The 23,204-nt window shown below is 68.6% G+C and carries 21 protein-coding genes; 8 read left to right on the forward strand and 13 right to left on the reverse strand.

Annotation, left to right across the window (positions count from 1 at the left end; translation table 11 throughout):
- Positions 1-19: 19 nt before the first annotated feature.
- Genes KGQ19_RS12065 through KGQ19_RS12075 form a run of 3 tightly spaced genes read right to left on the reverse strand, consistent with a single transcriptional unit; the run spans position 20 to position 2,496 of the window.
- Entirely contained in the window at positions 20-562 is a 543-nt protein-coding gene (locus KGQ19_RS12065) for a hypothetical protein (RefSeq protein WP_212009190.1), read from the reverse strand.
- A gap of 30 nt (positions 563-592) precedes the next feature.
- Positions 593-1,156: a phosphatase PAP2 family protein gene (locus KGQ19_RS12070; RefSeq protein ID WP_230418521.1), complete on the reverse strand. Its 564-nt coding sequence runs from the start codon at positions 1,154-1,156 to the stop codon at positions 593-595.
- Entirely contained in the window at positions 1,153-2,496 is a 1,344-nt protein-coding gene (locus tag KGQ19_RS12075) for a diacylglycerol/lipid kinase family protein (RefSeq protein WP_212009192.1), read from the reverse strand. Before KGQ19_RS12075 ends, KGQ19_RS12070 begins: the two co-directional genes overlap by 4 nt.
- Before the next feature lie 460 nt (positions 2,497-2,956).
- Between KGQ19_RS12075 and KGQ19_RS12080 the strand changes: the two genes are divergently transcribed.
- From KGQ19_RS12080 to KGQ19_RS12090, 3 genes are all read left to right on the forward strand, one after another.
- Positions 2,957-3,553: a hypothetical protein gene (locus KGQ19_RS12080; protein WP_212009193.1), complete on the forward strand. Its 597-nt coding sequence runs from the start codon at positions 2,957-2,959 to the stop codon at positions 3,551-3,553.
- Between the two features lie 32 nt (positions 3,554-3,585).
- Positions 3,586-3,825, forward strand: a complete 240-nt coding sequence (locus KGQ19_RS12085; protein ID WP_212009194.1) for a hypothetical protein — start codon at positions 3,586-3,588, stop codon at positions 3,823-3,825.
- 82 nt (positions 3,826-3,907) lie between these two features.
- Positions 3,908-4,360, forward strand: a complete 453-nt coding sequence (locus KGQ19_RS12090; RefSeq protein ID WP_212009195.1) for a DUF5324 family protein — start codon at positions 3,908-3,910, stop codon at positions 4,358-4,360.
- 245 nt (positions 4,361-4,605) lie between these two features.
- Here the strand turns inward: KGQ19_RS12090 and KGQ19_RS12095 are convergent, their stop codons facing one another.
- The 9 genes from KGQ19_RS12095 to KGQ19_RS12135 all read right to left on the reverse strand — a co-directional run bounded on the left by KGQ19_RS12095 (position 4,606) and on the right by KGQ19_RS12135 (position 17,411).
- On the reverse strand, positions 4,606-6,753 hold the full coding sequence (locus tag KGQ19_RS12095) for a phosphocholine-specific phospholipase C (RefSeq protein ID WP_212009196.1): 2,148 nt from the start codon (positions 6,751-6,753) through the stop codon (positions 4,606-4,608).
- 236 nt (positions 6,754-6,989) lie between these two features.
- A complete protein-coding gene (locus KGQ19_RS12100) occupies positions 6,990-7,670 on the reverse strand; it encodes a hypothetical protein (protein ID WP_212009197.1) in 681 nt (226 codons plus the stop codon).
- 366 nt (positions 7,671-8,036) lie between these two features.
- Complete coding sequence (locus tag KGQ19_RS12105; protein WP_212009198.1) at positions 8,037-10,388, reverse strand: penicillin acylase family protein; 2,352 nt, start codon at positions 10,386-10,388, stop codon at positions 8,037-8,039.
- 180 nt (positions 10,389-10,568) lie between these two features.
- A complete protein-coding gene (locus KGQ19_RS12110) occupies positions 10,569-12,608 on the reverse strand; it encodes a bifunctional aldolase/short-chain dehydrogenase (protein WP_212009199.1) in 2,040 nt (679 codons plus the stop codon).
- A complete protein-coding gene (mtnA, locus tag KGQ19_RS12115; protein WP_212009200.1) occupies positions 12,605-13,630 on the reverse strand; it encodes an S-methyl-5-thioribose-1-phosphate isomerase in 1,026 nt (341 codons plus the stop codon). Before mtnA ends, KGQ19_RS12110 begins: the two co-directional genes overlap by 4 nt.
- 113 nt (positions 13,631-13,743) lie before the next feature.
- On the reverse strand, positions 13,744-14,379 hold the full coding sequence (locus KGQ19_RS12120; protein ID WP_212009201.1) for a TetR/AcrR family transcriptional regulator: 636 nt from the start codon (positions 14,377-14,379) through the stop codon (positions 13,744-13,746).
- 131 nt (positions 14,380-14,510) lie between these two features.
- The gene (locus KGQ19_RS12125; RefSeq protein WP_212009202.1) at positions 14,511-15,530 is read right to left on the reverse strand and encodes an NADP-dependent oxidoreductase; all 1,020 of its coding nucleotides are present in this window, start codon (positions 15,528-15,530) and stop codon (positions 14,511-14,513) included.
- Positions 15,531-15,641: 111 nt separating this feature from the next.
- Positions 15,642-16,262: a TetR/AcrR family transcriptional regulator gene (locus KGQ19_RS12130; RefSeq protein WP_212009203.1), complete on the reverse strand. Its 621-nt coding sequence runs from the start codon at positions 16,260-16,262 to the stop codon at positions 15,642-15,644.
- A gap of 225 nt (positions 16,263-16,487) precedes the next feature.
- On the reverse strand, positions 16,488-17,411 hold the full coding sequence (locus KGQ19_RS12135) for an NADP-dependent oxidoreductase (protein WP_212009204.1): 924 nt from the start codon (positions 17,409-17,411) through the stop codon (positions 16,488-16,490).
- Between the two features lie 73 nt (positions 17,412-17,484).
- Between KGQ19_RS12135 and KGQ19_RS12140 the strand changes: the two genes are divergently transcribed.
- The 5 genes from KGQ19_RS12140 (at position 17,485) to KGQ19_RS12160 (ending at position 22,608) form a co-directional block, all read left to right on the forward strand.
- Positions 17,485-17,901 carry a winged helix-turn-helix transcriptional regulator gene (locus KGQ19_RS12140; RefSeq protein WP_212009205.1) on the forward strand — a complete coding sequence of 139 codons (417 nt, stop codon included), beginning with the start codon at positions 17,485-17,487 and terminating at the stop codon, positions 17,899-17,901.
- 170 nt (positions 17,902-18,071) lie between these two features.
- Entirely contained in the window at positions 18,072-19,745 is a 1,674-nt protein-coding gene (locus tag KGQ19_RS12145) for a class I adenylate-forming enzyme family protein (protein WP_212009206.1), read from the forward strand.
- Positions 19,742-20,623 carry an amidohydrolase family protein gene (locus KGQ19_RS12150; protein ID WP_212009207.1) on the forward strand — a complete coding sequence of 294 codons (882 nt, stop codon included), beginning with the start codon at positions 19,742-19,744 and terminating at the stop codon, positions 20,621-20,623. The genes KGQ19_RS12145 and KGQ19_RS12150 overlap by 4 nt, the downstream gene beginning before the upstream one ends.
- Positions 20,623-21,420: an SDR family oxidoreductase gene (locus tag KGQ19_RS12155; RefSeq protein ID WP_212009208.1), complete on the forward strand. Its 798-nt coding sequence runs from the start codon at positions 20,623-20,625 to the stop codon at positions 21,418-21,420. Before KGQ19_RS12150 ends, KGQ19_RS12155 begins: the two co-directional genes overlap by 1 nt.
- Positions 21,421-21,591: 171 nt before the next feature.
- On the forward strand, positions 21,592-22,608 hold the full coding sequence (locus KGQ19_RS12160) for an NADPH:quinone reductase (protein WP_212009209.1): 1,017 nt from the start codon (positions 21,592-21,594) through the stop codon (positions 22,606-22,608).
- Positions 22,609-22,673: 65 nt separating this feature from the next.
- Here the strand turns inward: KGQ19_RS12160 and KGQ19_RS49505 are convergent, their stop codons facing one another.
- Positions 22,674-23,111, reverse strand: coding sequence for a MarR family winged helix-turn-helix transcriptional regulator (locus KGQ19_RS49505; RefSeq protein ID WP_212009210.1), 438 nt, complete (start codon positions 23,109-23,111; stop codon positions 22,674-22,676).
- Between the last annotated feature and the right edge of the window lie 93 nt (positions 23,112-23,204).

Consider the following 23,204-nt stretch of genomic DNA (forward strand, 5'->3'; position numbering starts at 1 on the left):
GACCGATCCGGACGCGGGACTAGGGCAATCGGTGTCCTCTTCGGGCCGCCGTTCGACGATTGAGCGCCAAGAGGCGCCGGACCAGGGCACTCATCAGCTCCTCGCGGCGTCGGCGCTCGTACTCGGCCCGGATGGAGACCCAGAGACAGAAGACGCCCAAGGGCACCTCAACGCACAGCGCCAGCCCGAGGGCAACAATGAATTCCTTCGTAGTAGGCGCGGACAACACGTCGAACCAGGCGTCGATGAACAACATCACCGCCGTCATCGCCGCCGTGACCTCCACGTAGGCCCGTCGGTGCAACAGGGACCAGCCGGTGCGGATCAGCAGTGCGCACAGCAGCAGGTCGAATCCGACCCATGAGGCGTTGTAGTGCGCGGCCTCGGATTTGTCCGGCAGGTATACGGCCAGGTTCGCCGTCCAGGGCAGCGTGAAGACGCCCAAGGCGAGAAGAAGCCACCCGGTCCAGTGCGGAACGTTCCGCGGCGGAGTGACCCCCCTGTCCCCACCGGCTGCGGAATGGTTCTCGCCGTGTTCCTCGTGCGCCAAGTCAGCGCTCACGACCACACAACCCCCTTCCGAATCCTGCTGTCAGTGAACGGACCGCCGCGTTGCCCGGCTGGCGTTGAGTACCAACGCCGCACTGGCCGCGCCGAGTGCCGCGCCCCCGGCCACATCGCCGGGATAGTGCACGCCGGTGTGGACCCGCGAGTATCCGACGATCGCGGCGAGTGCTCCCAGCGGGGCCGCCATGGTCGGCAGGACCTTCCCCACGGCGACCGCGAACGCCACCGCCGATGCCGTGTGCCCCGACGGGAACGACGCCGAGTGCGGCATCACGACGTGGCGTCTCGGAAACGGTCCCGGCTCGGCGCGCGGTGGCCGGGGCCGTCGCGCCAGCCGCTTCGCGAGCAGGTTGGCGCCCACCGAGGCGACGCCGACAGCGCCGAGGCCGGTCGCGGCGGCCAACCGCGGCCGTCCGGGCCGGGTGGCCAGCAGCGCGGCGATCGTGAACGAGATCTTCGAATGGTTCGCGGCGCGCGACAGCGTGCGCACAGCCGCATCGACGGCCTCGGGGGCGGGCATGCGAGCCACCGCGGCGTACGCCCGCGCGTCGAGTTCCCCGAGCCCGCGCGGCAAAGGACGGCCGCTCATCGGTCGCCTCCCTCGTGCGATTCGGTACCGAGGCGGCCGAGTGCCAGGCCCAGGAGGGTGCGCCATTCAGTCCGCAAAGGCCGTGGCGGAGAAGTGTCCGGCCGGCGGCGCGGCACTTGGACGCGCAGCACGCCGGGGCGGATCGTGCAGACCACCGGAGTCCGCAGGCTCAGAGCCTCGCCGTCCACGGCGACCGGGATCGCCGCTTCGGCTGCCTCGACGCGCACTTCGCGGGCGTCGCGCACGGTGACGGCTCCGGACCCGGTGCCCAGCAGCGCCATCTGGGCCGCGCTGAGCGCACCGTCCACACGGACGGCCACCACGCCCAGAACCCCTCGGTCCAGACGCGGGCGGCGGCCGCCGCCGAGCGTGCCGGACTCCAGATAGGGGTTGTTGCTCACCAGCAGCATCTGAGGCGTCGGCAGCCGGTCGCCGTCCACGTTCACCGTGAGCGCCGCGTCGTCGCCGGGGAGCAGATCGGGCAGACTGTCCAGCGCCGTGCCGGCCTTGGAATCCCGGTACCGCGCGTCCTGGACGATCGCGGCATAGGCGCCGAAGGACGCCGTGTTGACGAACGGCCGGCCCGCCACCGTACCGAGGTCCACCCGCAACTCCACGCCATCGCGCAGCGCCGCCAGGCCCGAGGCCGGGTCGTCGCGGTCCAGGCCCAGGTCCATCGCGAAATGGTTGCGGGTGCCGGCGGACAGCACGACGAACGGCAGGTCGTGCTCGACGGCGACCGCCGCCACCAGTGCCTGCGTGCCGTCGCCGCCGGCCACCCCGAGCAGGTCGGCGCCGTCGGCCACGGCCTGACGCGCCATCTGTGCGACGTCCTGGCCGGCTCCGGAGTCCAGGAGGATCACCCGGGCACCGAGGGACTCGGCCTTTTCCACCAGAGCGAACTCATCGACCTTGCCGCCCCCGGACTCCGGGTTCATGATCAGCACCGGCTTGCGGGGAAGGGCCGAGCGCCGGTAGCGCGGCCGCGCGAACTCCGGCGGGCGGTCCAGGCCGCGCACCGCGGCGCGCGCGCAGATCAACCCGGCCGCTCCGGGCAACGCGACCGCCATCGCGTCGCGCCAGAAACCAGCCGCGACGGACAGCACCACCAGCACCACCGGCGCGGCCACCGCCAGCACCACGCCGAACCACCTGAGAGCTCCACGGCGCGCGATGGACCACCACGCGCCGACCCCGGTCAGCAGCAGCGCCGAGAGCACCGCCACCACCATGATCAGACCGGCGAAGAAGACGACGGTGACCACCATCGCGACGAGTGCGGCGAGCAGGCAGCCCACCGCGATCCGGGCAAGCGTGCGGGAGCGGCGGTCAACGGTCACCCGGCACCTCCAGGCGGACGCCAAGCAGGCATAGGACGGAATGCGGCGTGCGGCATGCGGTACGCCTCGACAGCATGGCTCACCGCGAGCACCATCGCGAGCGGAGCCGGGGGCCAGAATCGGCCCTGCCCGGCACGCCTCCTCCAGCCGCCGCCACCGCGCCCACTACTCATCCCCGGGCTTCCCTTCCCTGCGACCTGCGCGCATTCGGCGCGGCTCGCAACCACCGGCCCCGCATGCCCCTGCCCCGCGGAGACAAACGAGATCGGACACACGGATGTGCGAAGCCACACATGGGGGCGCCGAGACGACAACGGCCTTACCCGAGCCTTACCCGGCCCCACCGACGGCGACAGCGAGGCCGACGCCCTCGGCACCGAGGGCTCCGATCCGGCCAGCGACCCCGACTTGTTTGAAACGCCTCCGTCCGGAAACCCGGAGCCCGACCCAGGGAGGCATCATGGCCATCGGAGCGATAGCGGCGATCGTCGTCGTCGTGGGCATCATCATCGTCGGAGCGATGGAATACGACCGGCGCAGGAAACGTGCCGTCTTCGGCCCCGAATTCGACATCCTGGTGCAGCAGGAGGGCAGTCCGCGGGCCGCCGATCGGGAGCTGAGCCGACGGCGTCGTGCGTATTCCCAGCTCGCCCTCAGACCGCTGGGCGAGGAGGAGCGCGCCCGCTACACCCAGGACTGGCGCAAGGTGCAGGAGTCATTCGTCGACGACCCCGTCACCGCCCTCAACGACGCCGAAGCACTGGTCGTCCGCTTGGGGCGCTTCAGGGGCTACCCGGGCGGCAGCCACGAGGAGTTCCTCGAACTGTTGTCCATCCCGCACACGTCCGCCGTCGCGGGCTACCGGGATGCGGTCCAGGTGCGGCAGATGACGGAACAGCAAACGCAGCCCCCGTCGACCGAGGACATGCGCCAGGCCTTTCAGAAGTACGCCGCGCTCTTCGACGACATGCTCGCCGGAGCCGTCACGGACAACGGCCCGCAACACACGCAGAGCTCGGATTCCCGCAAGGCACCCACCTTGGAGACGGGCCCGTGACCGTGCACGACGAAGGTCGAGGAGGCGAGGCCATGAGAAGACTGGCGTTCACGGCAGGGCTGATCACCGGATACGTTCTGGGCGCCCGGGCCGGCCGGGACAGATACGAGCAGCTCGCCAAGAGCGCTCGCAGCGTCATCGGCCACCCTGCCGCCATCCGGGCACGGACCAAGGCCAAGGGCACGATCCGCTCAGGCATCGACGCCGTCGCCGCGAAGACCGGCTTCAGTCCGGTCACCAAGGACGATGTGGTCATCGACGGCACGGCTTGACCGCCGGCCGGAAGGTCGGCGTCGGCGTCGGCGTCGGCGAATCAGCGGACGAATCCACTCAGGCCACCTGAAAGGAATCATCATGAAGAACCTCGTACATAAGACGCCGGATCACAGCCGGCTCAGCACGATCGGGCACACGCTGTCCGAGCACAGCGCCGAGGCCGGACACAAGATCCGTGACGAGTTCGACGACGTGGCGCCCAAGGTCGCCGCAGCCGCATCCCAGGCGGTGCACACAACCGCGCATGCCGCGATGGAGCGCAGCCGCCCGATCCGGACGGAAGCAGCCGCGCGCGGTTCGGCGGCACTGTCCGGGCTACTGGGCGAGGTCACCCCCGCACAGATCGACCGGATGTCGGGACGAGCGTCACGCCGCGGCCGGATCGCTCTCCTGCTCGCCGCAGCCGGCGGAGTCCTGATCTGGGCGCTGTGGTGGAAGCGTTCGGACCCGGACCTCGGCCCCTGGCAGGAAGAGCTCTCCAAGCCGGATACCGAACCGGCCGAGGACCTTGCAGGACCGCAGTCACCCTGATCGACCTGTCCGGTGGCCGAACTCGACGGTCTGGGCGATCGCTTCGCGGGTGTCCCCCGCCGTAGGTCTGCGCGGCGAGGGATGCCGAGGGCGTCGCGGACATCGAGGAGGTCGAGGTTTGCAGCGTCGACGGCAAGCCGGTCGAGCCCGGTGGCCGGCTCGGCCGTCGGCAAGGACGCCTCGCCCGAGCATGAGGCGGTCTACGGGCATGCGAGAGTAAGCCCCCGCACGCCCGTGACAGAGCGTCAGCCCGACATCGGGCCCGGGTCGCTGGTGCTGGGGCGATCGTTCTCCAGATGCCCGGCGTAGCGGCGGTTGAAGGTCGGGTCCTCGACGGCGGTGACCGAGACGTCGTACCAGTTGGCCTGCTTGGCGATCTGCCAGTGGAACTCGAGTTCGCTGCCCGCGCGCAGGACCTTGGTGGCTGTCCCCTGGGCGCTGCGCTGGTAGGCGTTGGTCAGGCGGATGGTGCGGCGGGTTTGACCGTGGTTCTTCACGGTGACCCGGACCTGGTCACAGTCCCCCTCGGAGAAGGTCACCGTGAGCCCTTCGGTGCCGGTGCCGGCGAACTCGGACAGGCTGCCGTTGGGCCCATAGGCCGCCAGTTGGTAGCGGCTGCCCGTCCCCAGCTGCCAGTGGTCCCGCAGCGTGTCGTGCGCGGCGACCGTATAGCGGCGGGGCGCGGCCTGTGGCTGGAGCCGGTCGTAGATGTAGAAGGCGGCGCCGAGGCGGCCGTGGTTCTCCAGTTTGAGAGCGAACGCGCCAGTTTGCCGGCGCTCCTCGTTGACGTGCGCGCGGTAGCCCAGCGGGCGGGAGGGGCGGACGCCCGCTTCCTGGACCGGCATCTGCTGGGGCACCGTCACCTGGTACGGCTTCCCGCTGCCCTGGATCGGGGCAGGCACCTGGAAGTTCGGCGGTGTGGTGTCCTTCCCGGTGAAGTCGAAGGCGGAGGTGAGGTCGCCGCAGACCGAGCGGCGCCAGTCGCTGATGTAGGGCGAGCGGATGCCGAAGCGCTGCTCCAGGAAGCGCAGCACGGAGGTGTGGTCGAAAGTCTCCGAGCAGACGTAGCCGCCGCGGGACCACGGGGAGATGACCGTCATCGGCACTCGGGGGCCCAGGCCGATCGGTTGTCTGCCGCCCGGGTCGGCGCCCGGTACCAGCGGGCTCATCTCGCCGGGGTAGGCGTTCAGGTCCAGGAACTCGTCGGCCAGCGAGGCGAGCAGGCTGTCGGAGACCATGCCCTCGGCTCCGGGCGTGCTGTGCAGGGGCGGCATCGGCGGCATGATGTGGTCGAACAGGCCGTCGTTCTCGTCGTAGTTGAGGAACAGCGCGGTGCTGCCCCAGACTTCGGGGTTGGCTGTCAGTGCCTCCAGTACCAGGTTGATGTAGGAAGCGCCGTCCGTCGGCGAGGCGGAGGGGTGTTCGCTGTACATGTACGGCGGCACGATCCAGGTGACCGCCGGGAGCGTGCCGGACTTCACGTCGGCGGCGAACTCGGCGAGGGTGTGGTTCGAGGCACCCTTGTCCACGAGCGGGCCGGAGGCGCCTTCGGCTGTCTGGTACGGCTTGAAGAACATCAGCGAGTTGTCGGTGAAGTTGTCGGTGGGTGTGCCCGGGACGCCGCTGCCGCCCTGGTACAGCTTCCAGCTGATCCCGGCCTGCTCCAGCAGTTCCGGGTAGGTGGTCCAGGTGTAGCCGTTGGTGTTGTCGCGCTCGTCGGTACCGGGGCCGTTGAGCTCCGTCTTCCCGTAGACGTTGCGCGGGTCCATGGTGCCCGACCACAGGTAGATGCGGTTGGGCGCGGTGTCGGCGTGGACCGAGCAGAAATAGGAGTCGCAGATCGTGAAGGCCTCGGCGAGGGCGAAGTGGTACCGCAGGTCCTGACGCTTGAGGAAGCCCATCGTCATGACGTCCTGCTTCTGGTTCACCCACTGGTCGTCGCGGCCCTGGTTCACGGCGAGGTGCCCGCTGCTCCAACCGTGGTCGGTGCCCGCCTGGTACTCGGTGGTGCTGCGCGGGTCGATGTACCAGGGCAGCACTTCCGTTTCGCTGCTGGGCAGACCACGGTCGTGGTAACGGCTGGTCTTCGTGCCGGCGGCGGGCTGGTGGAAGACGGACTTGCCGTTCGGCAGCAACACCGGGCGCGGGTCGGCGAAGCCGCGCACGCCACGCAGGGTGCCGAAGTAGTGGTCGAAGGAACGGTTCTCCTGCATCAGGATCACGACGTGCTTGACGTCCCGAATGGAGCGCGTGCGCGAAATCGCGGGCAGCGTCATCGCTCTGGCGATGGCCGGGGGGAACATCGCCGCCCCGGTCGCCGCGGCTGCGCCCGCGCCGCCGAGTTGGAGAAACCTGCGCCGTCCGAGGTTGGCGTTGTTGTCGGGAGAAGCCATCGACCTGCCGTTTCCGTGTCTACTCATAGGGACAAGTCGGCACGGTAACAACCGCTCGGTGCTCGGAGCGCCAGGCAAGGGTGACGGAGAATGATCATTTGATGAAGAGTGCGCTCAGTACCACGCAGTGAGGTCCTTCGAGGAAGGCGCCCACACATCCTGGCGGCGGCACCACTGTCGGGGACGGGCCGCGTCTCGGGGGCCGCGTCTCGGGGCCGGGCCGGAGCAACCATCCGCTACGAAAACTGCAGGTCCCATAACGTGACGTCGATGTTCGCGGTCGAAGTGGCAACGTCGTAGGACGTGACTTTCAGGTATGCGACACGGGGATATTGGTCCCCGTGGGCACAGAACTGAAGCCCCGCTTTAGGCTCCAGCGTACCGACGGAGTGGGTGCGCAGCAGGTTGACGCAATCTTCGGCGCCCGGCGTACCGCTTCCCGTCCATGCGCTCAAACCATTGTTAATGGCAGAATAAATGAGGCCTTGGTACACGTACAACGAGCTGTCCATATAGCCCGGTTGCTCGACCATGGGCGACGGGGTACCGATGTCAACACCGGAACCTTCAGTCAACCCGATCGTGCCATGCCAAAGAACTTGCACAGGATCATTCGCCGGCGTTGACTCCGAAGCTTCGGATGTACCCGCGATAGTGCCGTTGGTAGTGACACTCGCCCCCTGAAGCGTTGATTTCGTAGACACCGGAGACGTAATACTGCCTGTATCGCTCTGCCTGACAAAGACCACCCAGCCAAGCAGCAGTGCTATGACACCCACGGCTACGGCCCCGGAACGGGCCAACCGGGTACTGAAAGCAGGAATCTCTACAGTACCGATCTTGATAACCCCCGTCCCGGCAAGCGCCGCAATCAGACAAGCCAGTCCGACCAGCCAGAAGACGGCAACGAGCGCCATGTCATCCCCATATCAGCCGTAGATCACACCTTGTCGATACAAAGCGTAGTGCAGCGTGATGCGTTGGTGAGGGGCAGCCGGGTAATCACCCTCGCTGATGCTCGCGCGGCAGATTCAGTCGCCTGATGGGCGATATTCCCGTCTATAGCCAGTGTGGTTTACCGCAGGGGCTGCGCAGTGGCCACCGCCCCCTTCGCCGCGTGGCGCCTTGATGGATTATGTAGGGCCGGAACTTACACACTCTGCTTTCTTGTCAGGACGATGAAAAACCCCGACTCGAAACAATCAAGTCGGGGTTGGAGAACAGGCTGAGACCGCCTCCGAACGGACGCTCAGACAACGGATCCCCGATTACCGACCACGCCCCTAGCGGCGCAGCACGGTGGTCTGCAGCCCCGGCGCCGCCTTGATCTCGGCGGGGGTGAACCGCTCGGTGACCCACTGCTTCTTGCTGAACAGCGCGGTCTGGTCTGCGTAGTGGGGGGACTTGGGGTTTGTGGATTCGGAGTAGGTCAGGACCGTGCGGGTGCGCGGTCCGGCGGGCGTCAGTTCGACGGCCATGATGAAGGTGGAGCCGGCGGCGTAGTTCGCCGGACTGGGGTCGAGGCCGCCCGCGGTGCCGGAGGTGGGTTGCGCGGTGAGGACGTTGAAGCAGCCGGAGTCGTCGGTGCAGCCGTGGAGCGGGACGCCGGCCCAGCGGTAGGCCTCGCCGGTGGCGACGTCGGGCGGGAGGCCTTGGGCGGCCAGGGATTCGACGGCGTCGGCGAGGGCGGTCCGTACCCGCGGGTTGTCGCCGTTGACACCGCTCGGCGTGGTGAGCGGGTGGGCCGGGTCGAAGGGGACGCGGGCCCACGCGCCGTTCGTGGTTTCCAGCAGCGGGTCGAAGAACGCCGCCCACAGCACGGCCCCACGGCTGGTGGCGCCGCCGTGCAGGTCCCAGGCGGCCAGTGCGTCGCAGGCGGCGCGGACGTCGATCTGCTTGCCGTCGCTCGCGGTCAGGACCGGGTGCGCCCGGCACATCGCCACGGCGTCGTCGCGGCCGAACTCGCCGCTGAGGTCACGGTCGCCGAGCGTCGTGGCCTGGAGCGAGGCGAGAGTGAAGCCGGGCTTGCCGAGGCCGTCGGCGCCGGTCAGCCGGTCGGCGATCATCCGCAGGCCGAGCTGGGGCCTGGGGAACAGCTGGGTGGTCGTGCCGTAGACGGCCGGGTAGCCGGTCAGCGGGGCGCTCGGGTTGGCCAGGGCCGGGTCGTTGTTGGAGTTGGCCACGTAGTCGGAGCGGGTCAGGGCCGGAGCGTGGGCCGGACCGTAGACGCCGGGTTCGAGCGCGGTCGGGTCGTCGCCCCAGTCGCAGGCCCGGGTGGAGCCGTCGAGCGCGGGCGGGCCCGCGTCGGCCGGCAGCGTACAGCGGGTGAGCTGGGCGTCGGTGAGGTCCGGGACGATCGAGGAATCGGTGAAGTACACGGAGCCACCGGCGTCGGCCGCGGTGGTGTAGGTCCAGGGCATGCCCTGGTAGGTGCGCTGGACGGCGCGCAGCTGGCCGAGGCTCTGCGCGGAGTCCATCGCCAGCCATTCGTTCATCGAGCGGATGTTCTCGGCGTTGGCGTCGCGGATGCTCAGGGCACTGCCGGCGTCCCAGCCGTAGCCCAGGACGGGGCCGTAGCGGGAGTCGTAGAGCGTCCGGGTGACGGTCTTCTGCTTTCCGTCGGCGCCCAGGACCGAGACCCGCACCGTGCGCTTGGCCATCGCGACCTTCTTGCCGTCGACCAGGTAGCTGGTCGGGTCGCCGGGGGCGAGGGTGAGCCGGTAGAACTCGGCGTGCGAGGCGTAGGAGGTGGTCTGGGTCCAGGCCAGGTTCTGGGTGTGTCCGAGCACGACGACCGGCGTGCCGTAGATGCTGACGCCGGAGACGTCCATCACTCCGGGGATGGTGAGCTGGACCTGGTAGAGGCGGGCGTTGCCGAGCCAGGGCAGGTGCGGATTGCCGAGCACCATGGCGTCGTGGGCGCTCGTGGCGTCCCGGCCCAGCGCCCAGCCGTTGCTGCCGAGGCCGCCGGCCGACGTCGGCAGCGCGGGCACGCCGCCGGGGGCCGGACCGGTCGGAGTGGAGACCGAGCCGAGGGCGGAGCCGATCGAGACGGCGGCCCCGGCGGCGGTCGGCGGCGCGGCGTCGCCGACGAACTTCTTGACCCCGGAGGTCCCGGCGACCTGATCGAGGTCCAGGATCCCGGTCCAGATGTCCGAAGCCGTGATCGGCCCGACCCACGCCTTGCCCCGGCACGTCGGATCCGGCAGCCCGGCGACTCCGGTGTCCCCCAGGTAGCGGTTGACTCCGGCGACGTACCCGTCGACCATCTGCTTGACCTGCGCGGTCGGACCGTAAGGCGCGGGTTGCGCCACCAACCGCCGCACGGTGCCCGCCTGCCGAATGCCCTGGAAGTAGGTGTCGGAGCTGAGGTTGTCCGCGGTCTCGCCCAACGCGTCGTCGTTCAGGGCGTCCGGCCCGAAGTACCGGGAACGCTCACCGCGCAGGGTGAGGACCCGGTCGGCCAGCTCGCAGAAGTTGTCCTGCGCGAAGGCATACCCGTAGCCGTAGCCGAGGTCGCCGTAGTTCCCGGCGGAGATGTGCGGAATGCCGTACTCAGTACGCTGGATCGTGACCGCGTGGCCGTGCAACGTAGCCGCGGGCACGGAGTCCGCCGCCTCGGCCGTACCAGTCACGGAAAGACACAACACCGTGGCGGCCACCAGGCCGGTCCAGCGTCTGCGGTACCGAGGCGGTAAATCAGGGCTATTTGACATGCCCCCATGCTGTCGGCGCTCATCACCGCTCGACATCAGCCCTGAGTACTTCGGGGCATCATTCCTTAGTAGCGTCTTTCCGGACGGCGCAGCTCGCCATCAGATGATCCGGTCGCTCCCGCCGTCCACGGGGATCTGGGCTCCGGTGGTCGCGCGGAAGGAGGGGCCGCAGACATCCGCGACCAGTGTGCCCACGATCTCGCTGGTCACTTCCGTGTGGAGCAGGTTGCGCTGCTTGTACTGCTCCACGGTCATGCCGTAGTGGGCCGCGCGGGCCTCGACGACGTCCGGGGTCCACAGGCCCGTGTCGAAGACGGCGTCGGGGTGGACGATGTTGACGCGGATACCGTCGGAAGCCCATTCGAGGGCTGCGACGCGGGCGAGCTGGGTCGCCGCGGCCTTCGACGCCGAATAGGCGGCGGCTCCGGGGCCTGGGGCTGCGGCGTTCTTCGAGCCGATGAGGACCACGCGGCCGTACCGGGGAGCGAGTTTGAGCAGGCCGTGAAGCTGGGCCAGCAAGTCGGCGAAGGCGTCCGTGTTCACCGACAGTGTGCTGCGCCACTGCCGCGGATCGAAATCGCTGATCGGGCGGCTGGCGCCGAAGACGCCCGCGGAGGCGATCAGCATGTCGATGCCGCCGAAGCGGTCCACGGCCCGGGCGATCGCGTCCTGGACGGCGGCGGGATCGGTGACGTCGGCGACGACGCCGAGGTAGTCCGGTCCCGACGCGGTCGTCGTCACCCCCGCGTCGACGTCCAAGCCGACGACGGCGGCGCCGCGCCCCAGGAGCGCTTCCACGCATGCCTTGCCGATGCCCGAGGCCGCGCCGGTCACCAACGCCACCTCCCCTGCGAACTCCGGCGGGCTGCCCGCGCGCCGCAGCTTCGCCTGCTCGAGTTCCCAGTACTCGACGGCGAAGATGTCCTCGGGCGACAGGGCACGATAGCCGCCCAGCTGCTCGGCGTGCTCTATGACGCCGATCGTGTGCCCGTAGACGTCGGCGGCGATGGCGGCGTCCTTCGGGCGGCGGCCGAACGCGATCACCCCGAGCTCGGGGTCCAGGGCGATACGCGGGGCCGGGTCGAGCATCGTCATCGGTGCGTTCGCGCTGTCAGATTCCTGAGACACCCCGGACTCTTGAGACTCGTAGTAGGCGACGTATTCCTTGGCATACGCGCCCACGTCGCGGCCGACCATCGGCAGGCGCTTGGTGCGGATGACGTGATCCGGCGTGGCCGGGCCCCGCTGTGACACCGTCGCCAGATCGGGCCGGCGGCAGAACGCCGTACTCGCCGGATCCGCCGCGCGCGTGGCGATCATCGGCGCGCCCGCGACCCGCGAGACGGCCTGCCGAAGCGACGCCAGCTCCAGCGCGTCCGGTGCCGTTCCACGGATATCCGGTGCCGCCTCCGTTTGCGCTGTCGGCCTCGCCGCGTTCGTTTGCGCCGTCGGCCTCGCCGCGTTCGTGTGTTCGGCGATGTACTGCTCGGCACGCCCCACGATCTCGATCATCCGACCGTATGCGGCGCGCGCGGATTCTCCGTAGGTGAAGACGCCGTGGCACATCAAGACCATGGTCTGCGGCATCGGGCCGGTGACGCCGCCGAGCAGATCGCGACAGTGCTTGGCCAGATCGAATCCCGGCATGACGTAGGGGATGACGATGAGATCGTCACCGAGCGCCGCGCGGATGCGGGCCTCGCCGTCATCGAGGTTCGTGAGGGTGAGCACCGCGTCGGCATGCGTGTGCAGCACGAAGGTTTCCGGGATGAGGGCGTGCAGGAGGGTCTCGACCGAGGGATCCGGCGCGCGTGCGTCCAGCAGAGCGCATCGGAGCTCGTTCATCATCGCACTGTCGGACAGCGACTCGGCCCCGAGGATCTCGCGCAGCCGCTCCAGTCGCAGCGGCGCGAACCCGGGCCGCTCGATGGTCGCCAGATCCCAGCCGCTTCCTTTGACCAGGAGCGTGGCGACATCGTTGCCCAGGGCGTCCTGTCTCATCGTCTTGACGGAGGTGTTCCCGCCACCGTGCAGCACCAGGTCTGGATCGGCGCCCAACAGACGACTGACATGAACACACTGATCCAGGCGATCCCCGTCCGCCGGTGCCTCCCGCACCTCATCCCAGCGGTTCCTCATCGGGCGGTACGTCCCGCCGCCGCCTTCTCCGAGCGCATGACCCTGGCCTCGGTCACCACAGCGGTGACGAGCTCGGCCGGCGTCACGTCGAACGCCGGGTTGAACGCCTCGGTCGCCTCCGGCGCGACCGGCATGCCCAGGACCTGCCGCACCTCGTCGGCGTCGCGTTCCTCGACCTCGATCAGGGCTCCGTCTTTCAGCTGCTCGTCCACCGTCGACTCCGGCGCGACCACCACCATGGGGATGCCGTGGTACGCGGCGCTCACCGCCAGGCCGTAGGTGCCGATCTTGTTCGCGACGTCGCCGTTCGCGGTGATGCGGTCCGCGCCGACCACCACGCAGTCGACCAGTCCGCGCGCCATCAACGAGGCCGCCGCCGAATCCACGGACAGCCGGTGCGGGATGCCGGCCCGTCCCAGCTCCCAGGCCGTCAACCGGGCGCCCTGCAGCAGCGGCCGGGTCTCGTCCACGATCACGAACTCGACCAGGCCCCGCTCCGCGAGCTCGAACACCGCGCCCAACGCCGTCCCCCGCAGACCCGCGGTCGCCAGCGCGCCGGCGTTGCAGTGGGTGAGCAGCCGCAACGGCCGATCCGGACACAGCCCGACGATCACGTCGGCGGCGTTGACCGTGGCCTGGTGGTTCATCCGGTCGTCTTCATCCATCAGCCGCAGGGCCGTGGCGAGCACGGCGTCGGGGCCGTCGCCCAGCGAGGCGAGCGCCTGCTCGACACCCCACCTGAGGTTGACCGCGGTCGGGCGCGCGGAGGCGAGGCGCTCGGCGTCCGCGCGGGCGGCAGCCTCGCCGAGAGGTCTGTCGGCGTCAGACAGATGCGTGCGCGCCGCGATCGCCACGCCGAACGCCCCGGCGATGCCCAGAGCAGGTGCTCCACGGATCGCGAGGCGCTTGATGGCGTCGATGAGCTCGTCGACGGTACGGACGCGCAGGGTGATCTCTTGGTGAGGAAGCGCGCACTGGTCGATCGTGACGACCGCGCCGTCCTCCCAGTCGAGCGTCCGCATCGACAGGTCCTCCCCTACGACAAGCACTTGACGCCGCCGAGGCGGCCTGCGTTTGCGTTTTCACGGTAACGGACCCGGTGGCGCGGGACTAGCGTCCGACACGGGGGATTCGTCTAGGCCGAGCCTGCCGCGAACATCCCTCGCAGGTGCGCCACTTCGGTCTCGGTCAGCGGGTGTCCGATGGCGCGGCGCCAGACGAAAGTCATGTGCAGCGCGGTGACGTCAGGCGACGCGGGAAGGGTCCCGGTTCGTGTGAAGTACAGTCCCGCCGACACGAGCATGTCGGCGAGCAGCTCAAGGTTTGCCGCCCGACAGACGCGAGCGTCGGGATTGCCCTGGAGGCCTCGGAGGATCGGCTCGACGTAGAGGTGTCGGAGCCTTGACCTGAGTGGCGCCGCGTCCTCCTCGATGGCGATCACCTCTTCGAGCAACTGCCACAGGCTGCGCTCGGGGGTGATCCGGGCGAAGAACTCCCGAAGCGTCATCCAGAGCCCTTCGACGCCGGGCGCGGTGCGCCAGATCTCACGGGCATCTTGCCGGCCTTGCTCAGCCATGTCCTCCAGGAGGACAGACACGAGATCTCGCTTGTTCTCGAAGTGGAGGTAGAAGGTGCCGTGTGCGCGGTCGGCTCGCTGGGTGATCTGGGCGACCGACGTACGGGCGTAACCCACTTCGCGAAGCAGTGAGCTTCCCGCCTCCAGAAGGGCCTGACGCGTCTGCTCGTTGCGTTCCTTCTGGGTCCGCCGCACCGTTATGTCTCCACGTTCACGTCTGTTCCTGTGCTGCTCATCGGTGACGTTCACTATAGAGCTCGGCTGAGTACGGCCAGGCGGTCAGCGACCGCGGAGGCGTCCGTCGGGCCTGGCCGGACCCGGTTGGTTCAGGCCTGGTCCTCCGCCAAGCGGATGATCGCCTTTCCGGTGTTCGCACCGGTCAGCATGCCGGTGAACGCCGCGGGAACCGACTCGATTCCTTGAGTGATCGTCTCTGGGTTCTTCAGCCGGCCGCTGTCCAGCCAGGCTCCTACCTGAGCATCGAAGTCCGTCCGAAGGTCCTCGTGGTCGAACGCGATGAACCCCTGCAGCCGGAGCCGTTTGGCCACGACCTTGATCGCGTCCACGGGGACCGCGCGATGCTCGACCGCGTTGTAGGCCGAGATGGTTCCGCACATCGCCACCCGCCCGTAGTCATTGAGCACCTCGATCGCCGCGGCCAGGTGATCCGCCCCCACGTTGTCGAAGTACACATCGAGTCCCTGGGGAAAGGCGCCCTGCAACTGCGTCAGCACGGGACCGGTCTTGTAGTTGAACGCCGCGTCGTATCCCAGCTGGTCTACGAGGTGCTGCACCTTCTCGGCGCTCCCCGCACTCCCGACGACTCGCTCGGCGCCGGCCAGCGAGGCGAACTGCCCGACCATGCTGCCGACGGCACCTGCCGCGCCGGAGACGAAGACGGATTCTCCGGGGCGGAAGCCCGCAACGTGGAAGAGTCCGACGAAGGCTGCGAAGCCGGGCCCTCCCAGGACGCCGAGATAGTAGGAACTCGGATATCGGCCCTTGTCGACGATGCGCGCAGCCTTGGCGTCAACGACTGCGTGCTCTCGCCAGCCGGCTTGGTGCACGAGCCAGGATCCCAGCGGAACGTCATCGCTCCGGGTCTCGATGACCTCGCCGACGGCGCCGCCGGTCAGGGCCTCCCCGAGCTCGAACGGGGGGACGTAGGACGGCACGTCATCCATCCGCGGTCGCATGTAGGGGTCGACCGAGAGGACGAGATTCTTCACCAGGCACTGACCTGGCCGCAGCGCCGGCAGGTCACGCTCGACCAGCTCGAAGGTCTCGGGAGCGGGGAGCCCGACAGGTCGGTGCATGAAGTGCCACTCGCGGGTCGTCACAGACATCGTCAGTCCTCTTCCACGGCTTCTCAGGCAGTGCGGCAGTGCGACTTGGAATCACTTAATGATACCAATGTCAGTATGCCGAGGGCGCGTCGATGAGGTGTTGCGTCGTGCCTACACGTGGCCCGCGGGCGATGCGGACACCCGGTCGTATCCGAGCGTGAGAGACCAGATCGTGGAGAGCTCATCCGCGAACTCATCGGCGGACCAGCTGGGGTTCTCCTGATAGAAGGCGCGGGTGCCGTCGGAGAGCATGCCGGCGAGGACACACGCGAGGACCTCGGGATCAAGACCGGGCATCAGCGCGGAGGGCTCGGCGGACGCAATGCCGTGCAGGATGCTGGTTGCGAGCTGCTGGAACCACTGGTCGCTCAACTTCTTGAAGGCCGATTCCACGCTGCCGCACTGATCGAGGAGCAGCCAAAGATCTCGATCATCTCCATACACTTCGATGAACCTGCGGACGGTCTTGCGCACGCCCGACTCGGGTTCTTCGTCCCACCGCCACAAGGCCTTGAGCTCAAGCGACATCCGAGCCATCGCGTCCTCAAGCAGCGCCTGCAGCACCGCCTCCTTGTTGGCGAAATGCAGATAGAACGAACCGTGCGCGCGGGCGGCGCGTTTCACGACGTCGGCGACGCCGGCGTGAGCGTAGCCCTTCTCGGCGAACACCTCCCGGGCAGCCGACAGCAATCGGCGGCGCGTCTCGGCGTTGCGCTCTTTCTGCGTGGGCACGGGGACCAGCGTACTGTCGTCGGCCCCGCGGCCTGCGAGGTGCGCTCACCTGCCCCGACGCCCGCCTGGCGCGGCCCTCGATGCCGATGCCGATGCCGATGCCGATGCCGAATGCGGGAAGAGTTACACTCAGCACTTACTGATGCATGTGTCAGTAAGTGCTCGGGATCGGGTTAGGCGGTGCCGCGGCAGCCGATGGGAAGGGAGTAGCCGCCCATGCAGGAGTCAGACGGTGAGGACGAGCTTGCCCTGGAGGTGGCCCCTCTCCAGCGCTCGATGCGCCTCGACAACGCGCTCGAAGGGAAACGTCTCCTGCACGTGGACTCGGAGCTTGCCCTGCTCGACAAGCTCGACAAGACCGCGCAAACCGACGGGATCGGGATCGACCACGATGCCGCTGAAGCGCATGCCGGCCGCCTCGCAACGGGCGGCGAGCTCCGGATCGTCATCGGCTACCGCCGTCAGCAGATGACCGCCCGGGCGGAGCACCGCGATCGACCGCTCGACGGTGTGCCCGCCAATCGTGTCGAGCACGACGTCGATGTCGCGAGCCGCCTCGGCGAAGTCGACGGCCGTGTAGTCGATCACCTCGTCGGCGCCGAGCTCCTCGACGAACTCCCGCTTGCTCCCGCCGGCGGTCGTGATCACGTGCGCGCCGAGTGCCTTCGCGATCTGGATCGCGACGTGGCCGACCCCGCCGCCACCGCCGTGGACCAGGACGCGGTCGCCCTCGGTCACGTCGGCGAGGTCTACGAGGCCCTGCCATGCCGTCAGCCCAACGGAGGGCAACGCCGCGGCCTCGACGTGCGAGAGCGAGGCCGGCCTGCGGGCCAGATGCAACGCCGGCGCCGACACGAGCTCGGCATACCCGCTCGCCATCCGCGGGAACAGCGGCATCCCGAACACTTCGTCGCCGGGCTTGAGCCGCCAGGTGTGGGGCGCCTTCTCCACGACGCCGCTGATGTCCCAGCCGAGGGTGAACGGCAGTCGCACGGGGAACTCGCCGGCGCGCATGCGCGTGTCCAACGGGTTCAGGCCGATCGCCTTGACGCGGACGAGGACCTCGGTCGGGATGGGCTGGGGCTCGGGCGCGTCCACGATGGTGAGCACCTCGGGACCGCCGAACTCCCGCTGGGTGATGACTCGCATGACTCTCCTCGTCCGGGAAGTGAGAGCAGCCAGCCTATTTTCGCGACAGTTACCCGCAGGTACCCGAGGAACCATGAGCCGTTTTGATCCCGGCGGCGGCTTCCTCGCCGACTGCCCGGCGCGTCTGACGGTCGAGCTGCTCGCGGACAAGTGGTCCGCGGTGGTGCTCTACGGCCTCAGCGAGGGCCCGGTCCGCCATGGTGAGCTGGTCGAGCTGATCGGCGATGTCTCGCGCAAGATGCTCACCCAGACGCTCCGGCGCCTTGAAGCGCACGGGCTCGTTCATCGCCACGTCTACGCCGAGGCGCCGCCCCGCGTCGAGTACGAGCTCACTCCGCTCGGGTCAACGCTGCTCGAACCGATTCACGTGCTGACCCAGTGGGCGAAGACGAACGGCGAGGCGGTCCTCGATGCCCTCGACGCCGGCACCGAGTCCGACGACGACAGCAACGGCAACGGCAACAGCGACAGCGACAGCGACAGCGACTGACGCTTGTCGAGCCCTGAGCAGCCCGTCGACCGCGCTCGCCTCACGGTCTTGACACTCCCACGGCGGTCGGCGCATAGTGACGACGTCACTTAATGACAAACGCGTCAGTAAATGTCCTCGCGGGCCCGCCGGGAATCGTTGATGGACAGGTATCCATCGAAGGGGACCTCATGGCCATCACTCGGAGGGACGCACGCCTTACGCCGGAGCGGATCGAGGAGTACACCGCGGCGGGCTACTGGTCGCAGGAGACTCTGGCCGATGCCTTCAGGCGCAACGCTGATCAGTTCCCGGACAAGGTCGCCTATGTCGACGATCACTCGCAGGTGACCTGGGGTGAGGTGTGGCAGATCAGTGGCGAGGTGGCATCGGGTCTGGCCCGGCGGGGCGTCGGGCGTGGGGATGTGCTGGCGGTGCAGCTGCCGAACCGGATCGAGTTCGTGCTCGTGCTGGCTGCCGCCGTTCGCCTGGGTGCGGTGTTCTGCCAGTTCCCGCCGGACTACCGGGCGCGCGAGATCGAGTTCATCCTCCGGTTCTCCGAAGCACACACCATCGTGGTGCCGGACCGGTTCCGGGGCTTCGACCACACCGGGATGATCGATGGGATGCGCGACCGGCTTCCGCGGTTGGTCAACATGGTCGCGGTGGCCACCGGCGAGTCCTCGACCGCGCTGGACGAGGACACCTGGGTCAGCCTGGACCAGCTTCGCCGTGACCTGGACCCCGCCGACCCGGCGCCGGATCGGCCTGCCGACGCTGACGACGTCACGCGGATCGCGTTCACCTCGGGAACGACCGGTGAGCCCAAGGCCGTGATGCACACCGCCAACACCACGCTCTCCATGACTCGCCACGAAAACCAGGAGCGGGGCGTCAACGGCGATGCCACCATCCTCGTGCTCCTGCCCGTAGGCCTGAATGCCGGCTTCAGCACCGTCGTTCAGGTGGCGAGCGCCGGGGCTCGGGGCGTGTTGATGGAGAAGTTCTCATCGTCCGCGTTGCTGGACCTGGTGGAACGTCACCGGGTGACGTCGTTCCTCGCCGCGCCGACGGCTCTCCTGGCGGTCTTGAGGGACGAGAGCCTCCGCGGCAGGGATCTGTCGTCGCTGCGCTTCGTCCAGACTGGCGGGTCGTCCACTCCCGTGGAGGTGCTGAGGGAGGCCAACGAACGGTTGGGCTGCCCGGTCATCGATCTGTACGGCATGCTCGAGACCGGCGTCACTTCGTGTACCGATCCTGACGAGCCCTACGAAGAATGGGTCGGCACGGTCGGCCGACCGTATTCGTTCCTGCGAGTACGGGTCCTCGATCCCGACGATGGGGATGTTCCCACCGGCGTCGAGGGCGACATCGTGAAGACCGGCCCGACCATCTGCGTGGGCTACTACCGCAACCCGGACAAGAACAGGGAGAGCTGGACCCCCGATGGGTGGTTCCGGTCCGGTGACCGCGGATACCTCGACGCCGACGGCAGGCTCACCATCTCGGGCCGTTCCAAGGACATGGTCATCCATGGCGGCGCGAACATCTGGCCCCGAGAGCTCGAGGAGATCCTGGTCAGGCACCCCGACGTCGCCGATGTCGCCGTGATCGGCATCCACGACGACTACTTCGGTGAGAACACCTGCGCCTGCGTCATCCCCCGCCCCGGCGCGGAGCCCACTCTGGAGGACCTCATCGCCTTCATGAAGGACGAGGTGGCCAAGTACAAGCTCCCCCAACACCTGGAGCTGTTCGACGCCTTCCCCCTCGGCCCCACCGGCAAGGTGCTCAAACGCGACCTCGCCGACGAGGTCGAGGCACGACGCAAGGCAGCGGCCACCTCCGAAGGAACAGCACGATGACCACACCGCCCCCTGTCATCGACTTCCACTCCCACTGGGGCACCGAGCAAGGCTGGAAGGGCAGCCCTTTCCAGACCACTGAGGCCCGTGCGGCGGTCCGTGACTACTTCAAGTGGGACATGACCTTCGTCAGCGAGGAAGAGCAAGCGGCCCAGTTCCGCCAGGCCAACGCCAAAGTGATGCTCGACCTCGCGTACACCTACAAGATGGACGTCGGTGCGATGCGGGACCAGCACGACTACGCGTTCGACTACACGCGCGAGTACCCCGACGTGGTGCTCGGCAACTGGATCGGGATCGATCCGACACGGCCCGGCCATGTCGGGGAGCTGGAGCGTTGTCTCAGCGACGGCCCGGGGCTAGTCGGGATGGCGCTTCACCCGTTCTCCGCCGCCGGGACGCCGGACCAGCCGGCCTGGGAGGAATGCCTGAACCTGTGCGTCGAGGCCGACCGTCCCGTGCTGATGCTCGTGGGCATGTCGGCGAACGGCGCCGGGACGCGTGGCGGCATGGGCCTGGAGCTTGAGAGCTGTCACCCGCGCTACGTCGACCGCATCGCGGCGCGCTATCCGGACCTGAACGTGATCGCGGCGCGGGTGGCGTGGCCGTGGCAGTCGGAGATGATCGCGATCGCGCTGCACAAGGCCAACGTCTGGATGGAGCTGCATGGTTGGTCGCCGCGCTACTACCCCGAGGAGCTCAAGCGCGAGATCGGCAAACGGCTCCGCAAGAAGGTGTTCTTCGCCGCCGACTACCCGATGCTCAGCCATGGGAAGTTGGTCCGAGAATGGCGGGAGCAGGGCTTGGCGCCGGACGTCCTCGACGACGTCTTCCACGGAAACGCCGAATCGTTCCTGACCTCGATCGGGGTCGGCTGATGGACCTCGGACTGGCAGGCAAGGTAGCCATCGTCGGCGGCGGAAGCGACGGGTTGGGCTTCGCGATCGCCGATCGACTGCTCACCGAGGGTGCCTTCGTGACGATCTTCGGACGACGTGCGGAGAAGGCCGCCGCGGCCGCTGAGGAGCTTTCTCGCAGGCACGGAGAGCACAAGATCCTGGGGCTGGCCGCCGACTGCTCGGACGCGGACGACATCGACAGGGTCACGGCTTCGACGGTCGCACGGTTCGGAGAGTCCGTACACGTCCTGGTCACCAACGACGGCGGGCCGCCCATCCGCCCCATCTCGGAGCTGACCGACGACGTCTGGGTGACGGCATTCGAGCGGCACTTCTACTACGTGGTGCGGTCCGTGCGAGCCACGCTGCCCTACATGACCGCCGAAGGCGGCAGCATCCTCAACGTCGTCTCCGCGGTCGTCCAACGACCGGCCGTCAACATGGCAGCCCCGGTGACGGTGTGGTCGGCGGTGATCGGCTATGCCCAGACGCTGGCCCTCGAGGTGGCAAAGCACAACATCAACGTCAACACCCTGATGGCCGGGCTGTTCGACACCCAGCTCGTCGACAAGATGATCGACAGACAGCCGGAGCTCTCCAAGGACCGACTGGGGAACACGGTGCCGCTGGGACGCATCGGGGAGCCGCGCGAGTTCGCGAACATGGTCGCGACGCTCGTGTCGCCGAACTCACGATTCGTCACGGGATCGGTGACGCCGGTGGACGGCGGCGCCCTCATCGGGGCCGCCTTCGGCACGCCGAGCCGCCCGGCGTGATCGCCGTCAGGGTTCTTAGCCCCGGCCCGGACACGCCCCGCACATCACCAGCCGAATCCACTCACTGAACGGTATTGAGGCGAAGCCGATGGCAACACCACTCAACTCGCGGCACTGCGCCAAGGGCCGCCCCGCGGGCCGCGCCGAGTGCCCGGAACCGAGCAACAGCTGATGCGCGCCGTCGTCTACACCCGGAGCGGCGACTCCTCCGTGCTCGACCTGGTCGAGCGGACGGCCGCGGACCCCGGGCCGGGCGAGGTCCGGGTGCGGATCGTCCGCGCCGGGGTCAACCCCACCGACTGGAAGTCCCGCTCCGGCGGTTTCGGCGAGATGGCCTTTCCCGAGATCGTGCCCGGCCAGGACGGTGCCGGCGTGGTCGACGCCGTGGGCTCCGGCGTCACCGGCGTCGCGGCCGGCGATCGGGTCTGGACGATGCTCGCGCAGCACACCCGTCCAGGCGGTACGGCGCAAGAGCTGGTGGTGCTGCCCGTCGACAACGTCACCACGCTTCCGGACACCTCGTCGTTCGACGTGGGTGCCGCGCTGGGCGTCCCCGCCGTCACCGCGCACCGTGCGCTGACCACGTCCGAGGACGGCCCCGATCGGCTCGCCCCGGGTGCGCTGACCGGCCGGACCGTGCTCGTCGCGGGCGGAGCCGGCGCGGTCGGCAACGCGGCGATCCAGCTCGCGAGGTGGGCCGGCGCCACCGTGATCAGCACAGTGAGCAGCGAGGAGAAGGCCAGGCTCGCGAAGGCGGCCGGCGCCCAGCACACCGTCCGCTACCGCGAGGGCAACCCGGTCACGGCCATCCGCGACCTGGCCCCCGCTGGCGTCGACATCGTCGTCGAGGTGGCCCCCGCGCAGAACTTGCGCCTCGACCTCCAGGTGATCCGGCCCCGCGCGACGATCGCCATCTACGCCGGCGAAGGCGGCAGCGAGGTCCCCGTCAGCGTGGGTCAGGCGTTGTCCGCCAACGCACGCTTGCAGTGGGTGCTGCTCTACACCGTCGGACGGTCGGCACTGCGCGCGGCAGCCGGGGACATCACCGCAGCGCTGGCCGACGGCGCCTTCGGCGTCGGCGAGGAGCACGGTCTGCCCGTCCATCACTACCTGCTCGAGCAGACGTCGCAGGCTCACGCCGCCGTCGAGGACGGTGCCGTCGGCAAGGTGCTGATCGACGTGTGTTAGACGGCGTAGCCGTAGTACTCCACACCGGCGAGTGTCATCCCGGCTCGCAGGAGTTCACGGCACGCTCAGGCGGTCTCTGCCCAGCCTTGTTCGAGTGCGTCACGCAGCGCCGTGACGCGCCGCTTCCCGATCCGGTGCGCCAGTTCGGCTTCCAGTTCGTCGAGCAGGTCCAGCGCCTGCCGGCGGCGGGCGAGACCGGCCGGTGTGAGCACGACGAGTTTCGATCGTTTCGAGACCGGGTTCGGTACGACCTCGAGCAGCCCGAGCGTGGCGAGGTGGTGGACCATCTGGTGGGCTGCCGGGGGGCTCACACCCATCAGCCGGGCAAGGTCGGACATGGGCATGCCGTCCGGATCGAGCTGGCTCAGCAGCGTCGCGTGTGCCGGGCTCACCCCGCCGGTGCCGTCTTCGAGTCCTGCCGTCACGGCCAGGCGGAACCAGTTGTGCGCTCGCCACAACAGCTTGGCGAGCGGTTCCCGGGTCGACTTGTCTTCGCTGGACACCGTGCTACCGTAGCACTCATAACCATTAAGTTACTTAATGGTTGGTGCGGGATCCCCCGCCCGTCGGCCGACGGACTCACCGACCCGCGCCCC

The sequence above is a fragment of the Catenulispora pinistramenti genome, assembly GCF_018274385.1.
GTDB lineage: Bacteria > Actinomycetota > Actinomycetes > Streptomycetales > Catenulisporaceae > Catenulispora > Catenulispora pinistramenti.

Coding starts and splice junctions, on each gene's coding strand:
- KGQ19_RS12150 (WP_212009207.1), top strand. CDS start 19,742: ATGACCACACCGCCCCCTGTCATCGACTTCCACTCCCACTGGGGCACC.
- KGQ19_RS12145 (WP_212009206.1), top strand. CDS start 18,072: ATGGCCATCACTCGGAGGGACGCACGCCTTACGCCGGAGCGGATCGAG.
- KGQ19_RS12085 (WP_212009194.1), top strand. CDS start 3,586: ATGAGAAGACTGGCGTTCACGGCAGGGCTGATCACCGGATACGTTCTG.
- KGQ19_RS12070 (WP_230418521.1), bottom strand. CDS start 1,156: ATGAGCGGCCGTCCTTTGCCGCGCGGGCTCGGGGAACTCGACGCGCGG.
- KGQ19_RS12095 (WP_212009196.1), bottom strand. CDS start 6,753: ATGGCTTCTCCCGACAACAACGCCAACCTCGGACGGCGCAGGTTTCTC.
- KGQ19_RS12155 (WP_212009208.1), top strand. CDS start 20,623: ATGGACCTCGGACTGGCAGGCAAGGTAGCCATCGTCGGCGGCGGAAGC.
- KGQ19_RS12110 (WP_212009199.1), bottom strand. CDS start 12,608: ATGAGGAACCGCTGGGATGAGGTGCGGGAGGCACCGGCGGACGGGGAT.
- KGQ19_RS12125 (WP_212009202.1), bottom strand. CDS start 15,530: ATGTCTGTGACGACCCGCGAGTGGCACTTCATGCACCGACCTGTCGGG.
- KGQ19_RS12080 (WP_212009193.1), top strand. CDS start 2,957: ATGGCCATCGGAGCGATAGCGGCGATCGTCGTCGTCGTGGGCATCATC.
- KGQ19_RS12090 (WP_212009195.1), top strand. CDS start 3,908: ATGAAGAACCTCGTACATAAGACGCCGGATCACAGCCGGCTCAGCACG.
- mtnA (WP_212009200.1), bottom strand. CDS start 13,630: ATGCGGACGCTCGACTGGGAGGACGGCGCGGTCGTCACGATCGACCAG.
- KGQ19_RS12100 (WP_212009197.1), bottom strand. CDS start 7,670: ATGGCGCTCGTTGCCGTCTTCTGGCTGGTCGGACTGGCTTGTCTGATT.
- KGQ19_RS12140 (WP_212009205.1), top strand. CDS start 17,485: ATGAGCCGTTTTGATCCCGGCGGCGGCTTCCTCGCCGACTGCCCGGCG.
- KGQ19_RS12135 (WP_212009204.1), bottom strand. CDS start 17,411: ATGCGAGTCATCACCCAGCGGGAGTTCGGCGGTCCCGAGGTGCTCACC.
- KGQ19_RS12160 (WP_212009209.1), top strand. CDS start 21,592: ATGCGCGCCGTCGTCTACACCCGGAGCGGCGACTCCTCCGTGCTCGAC.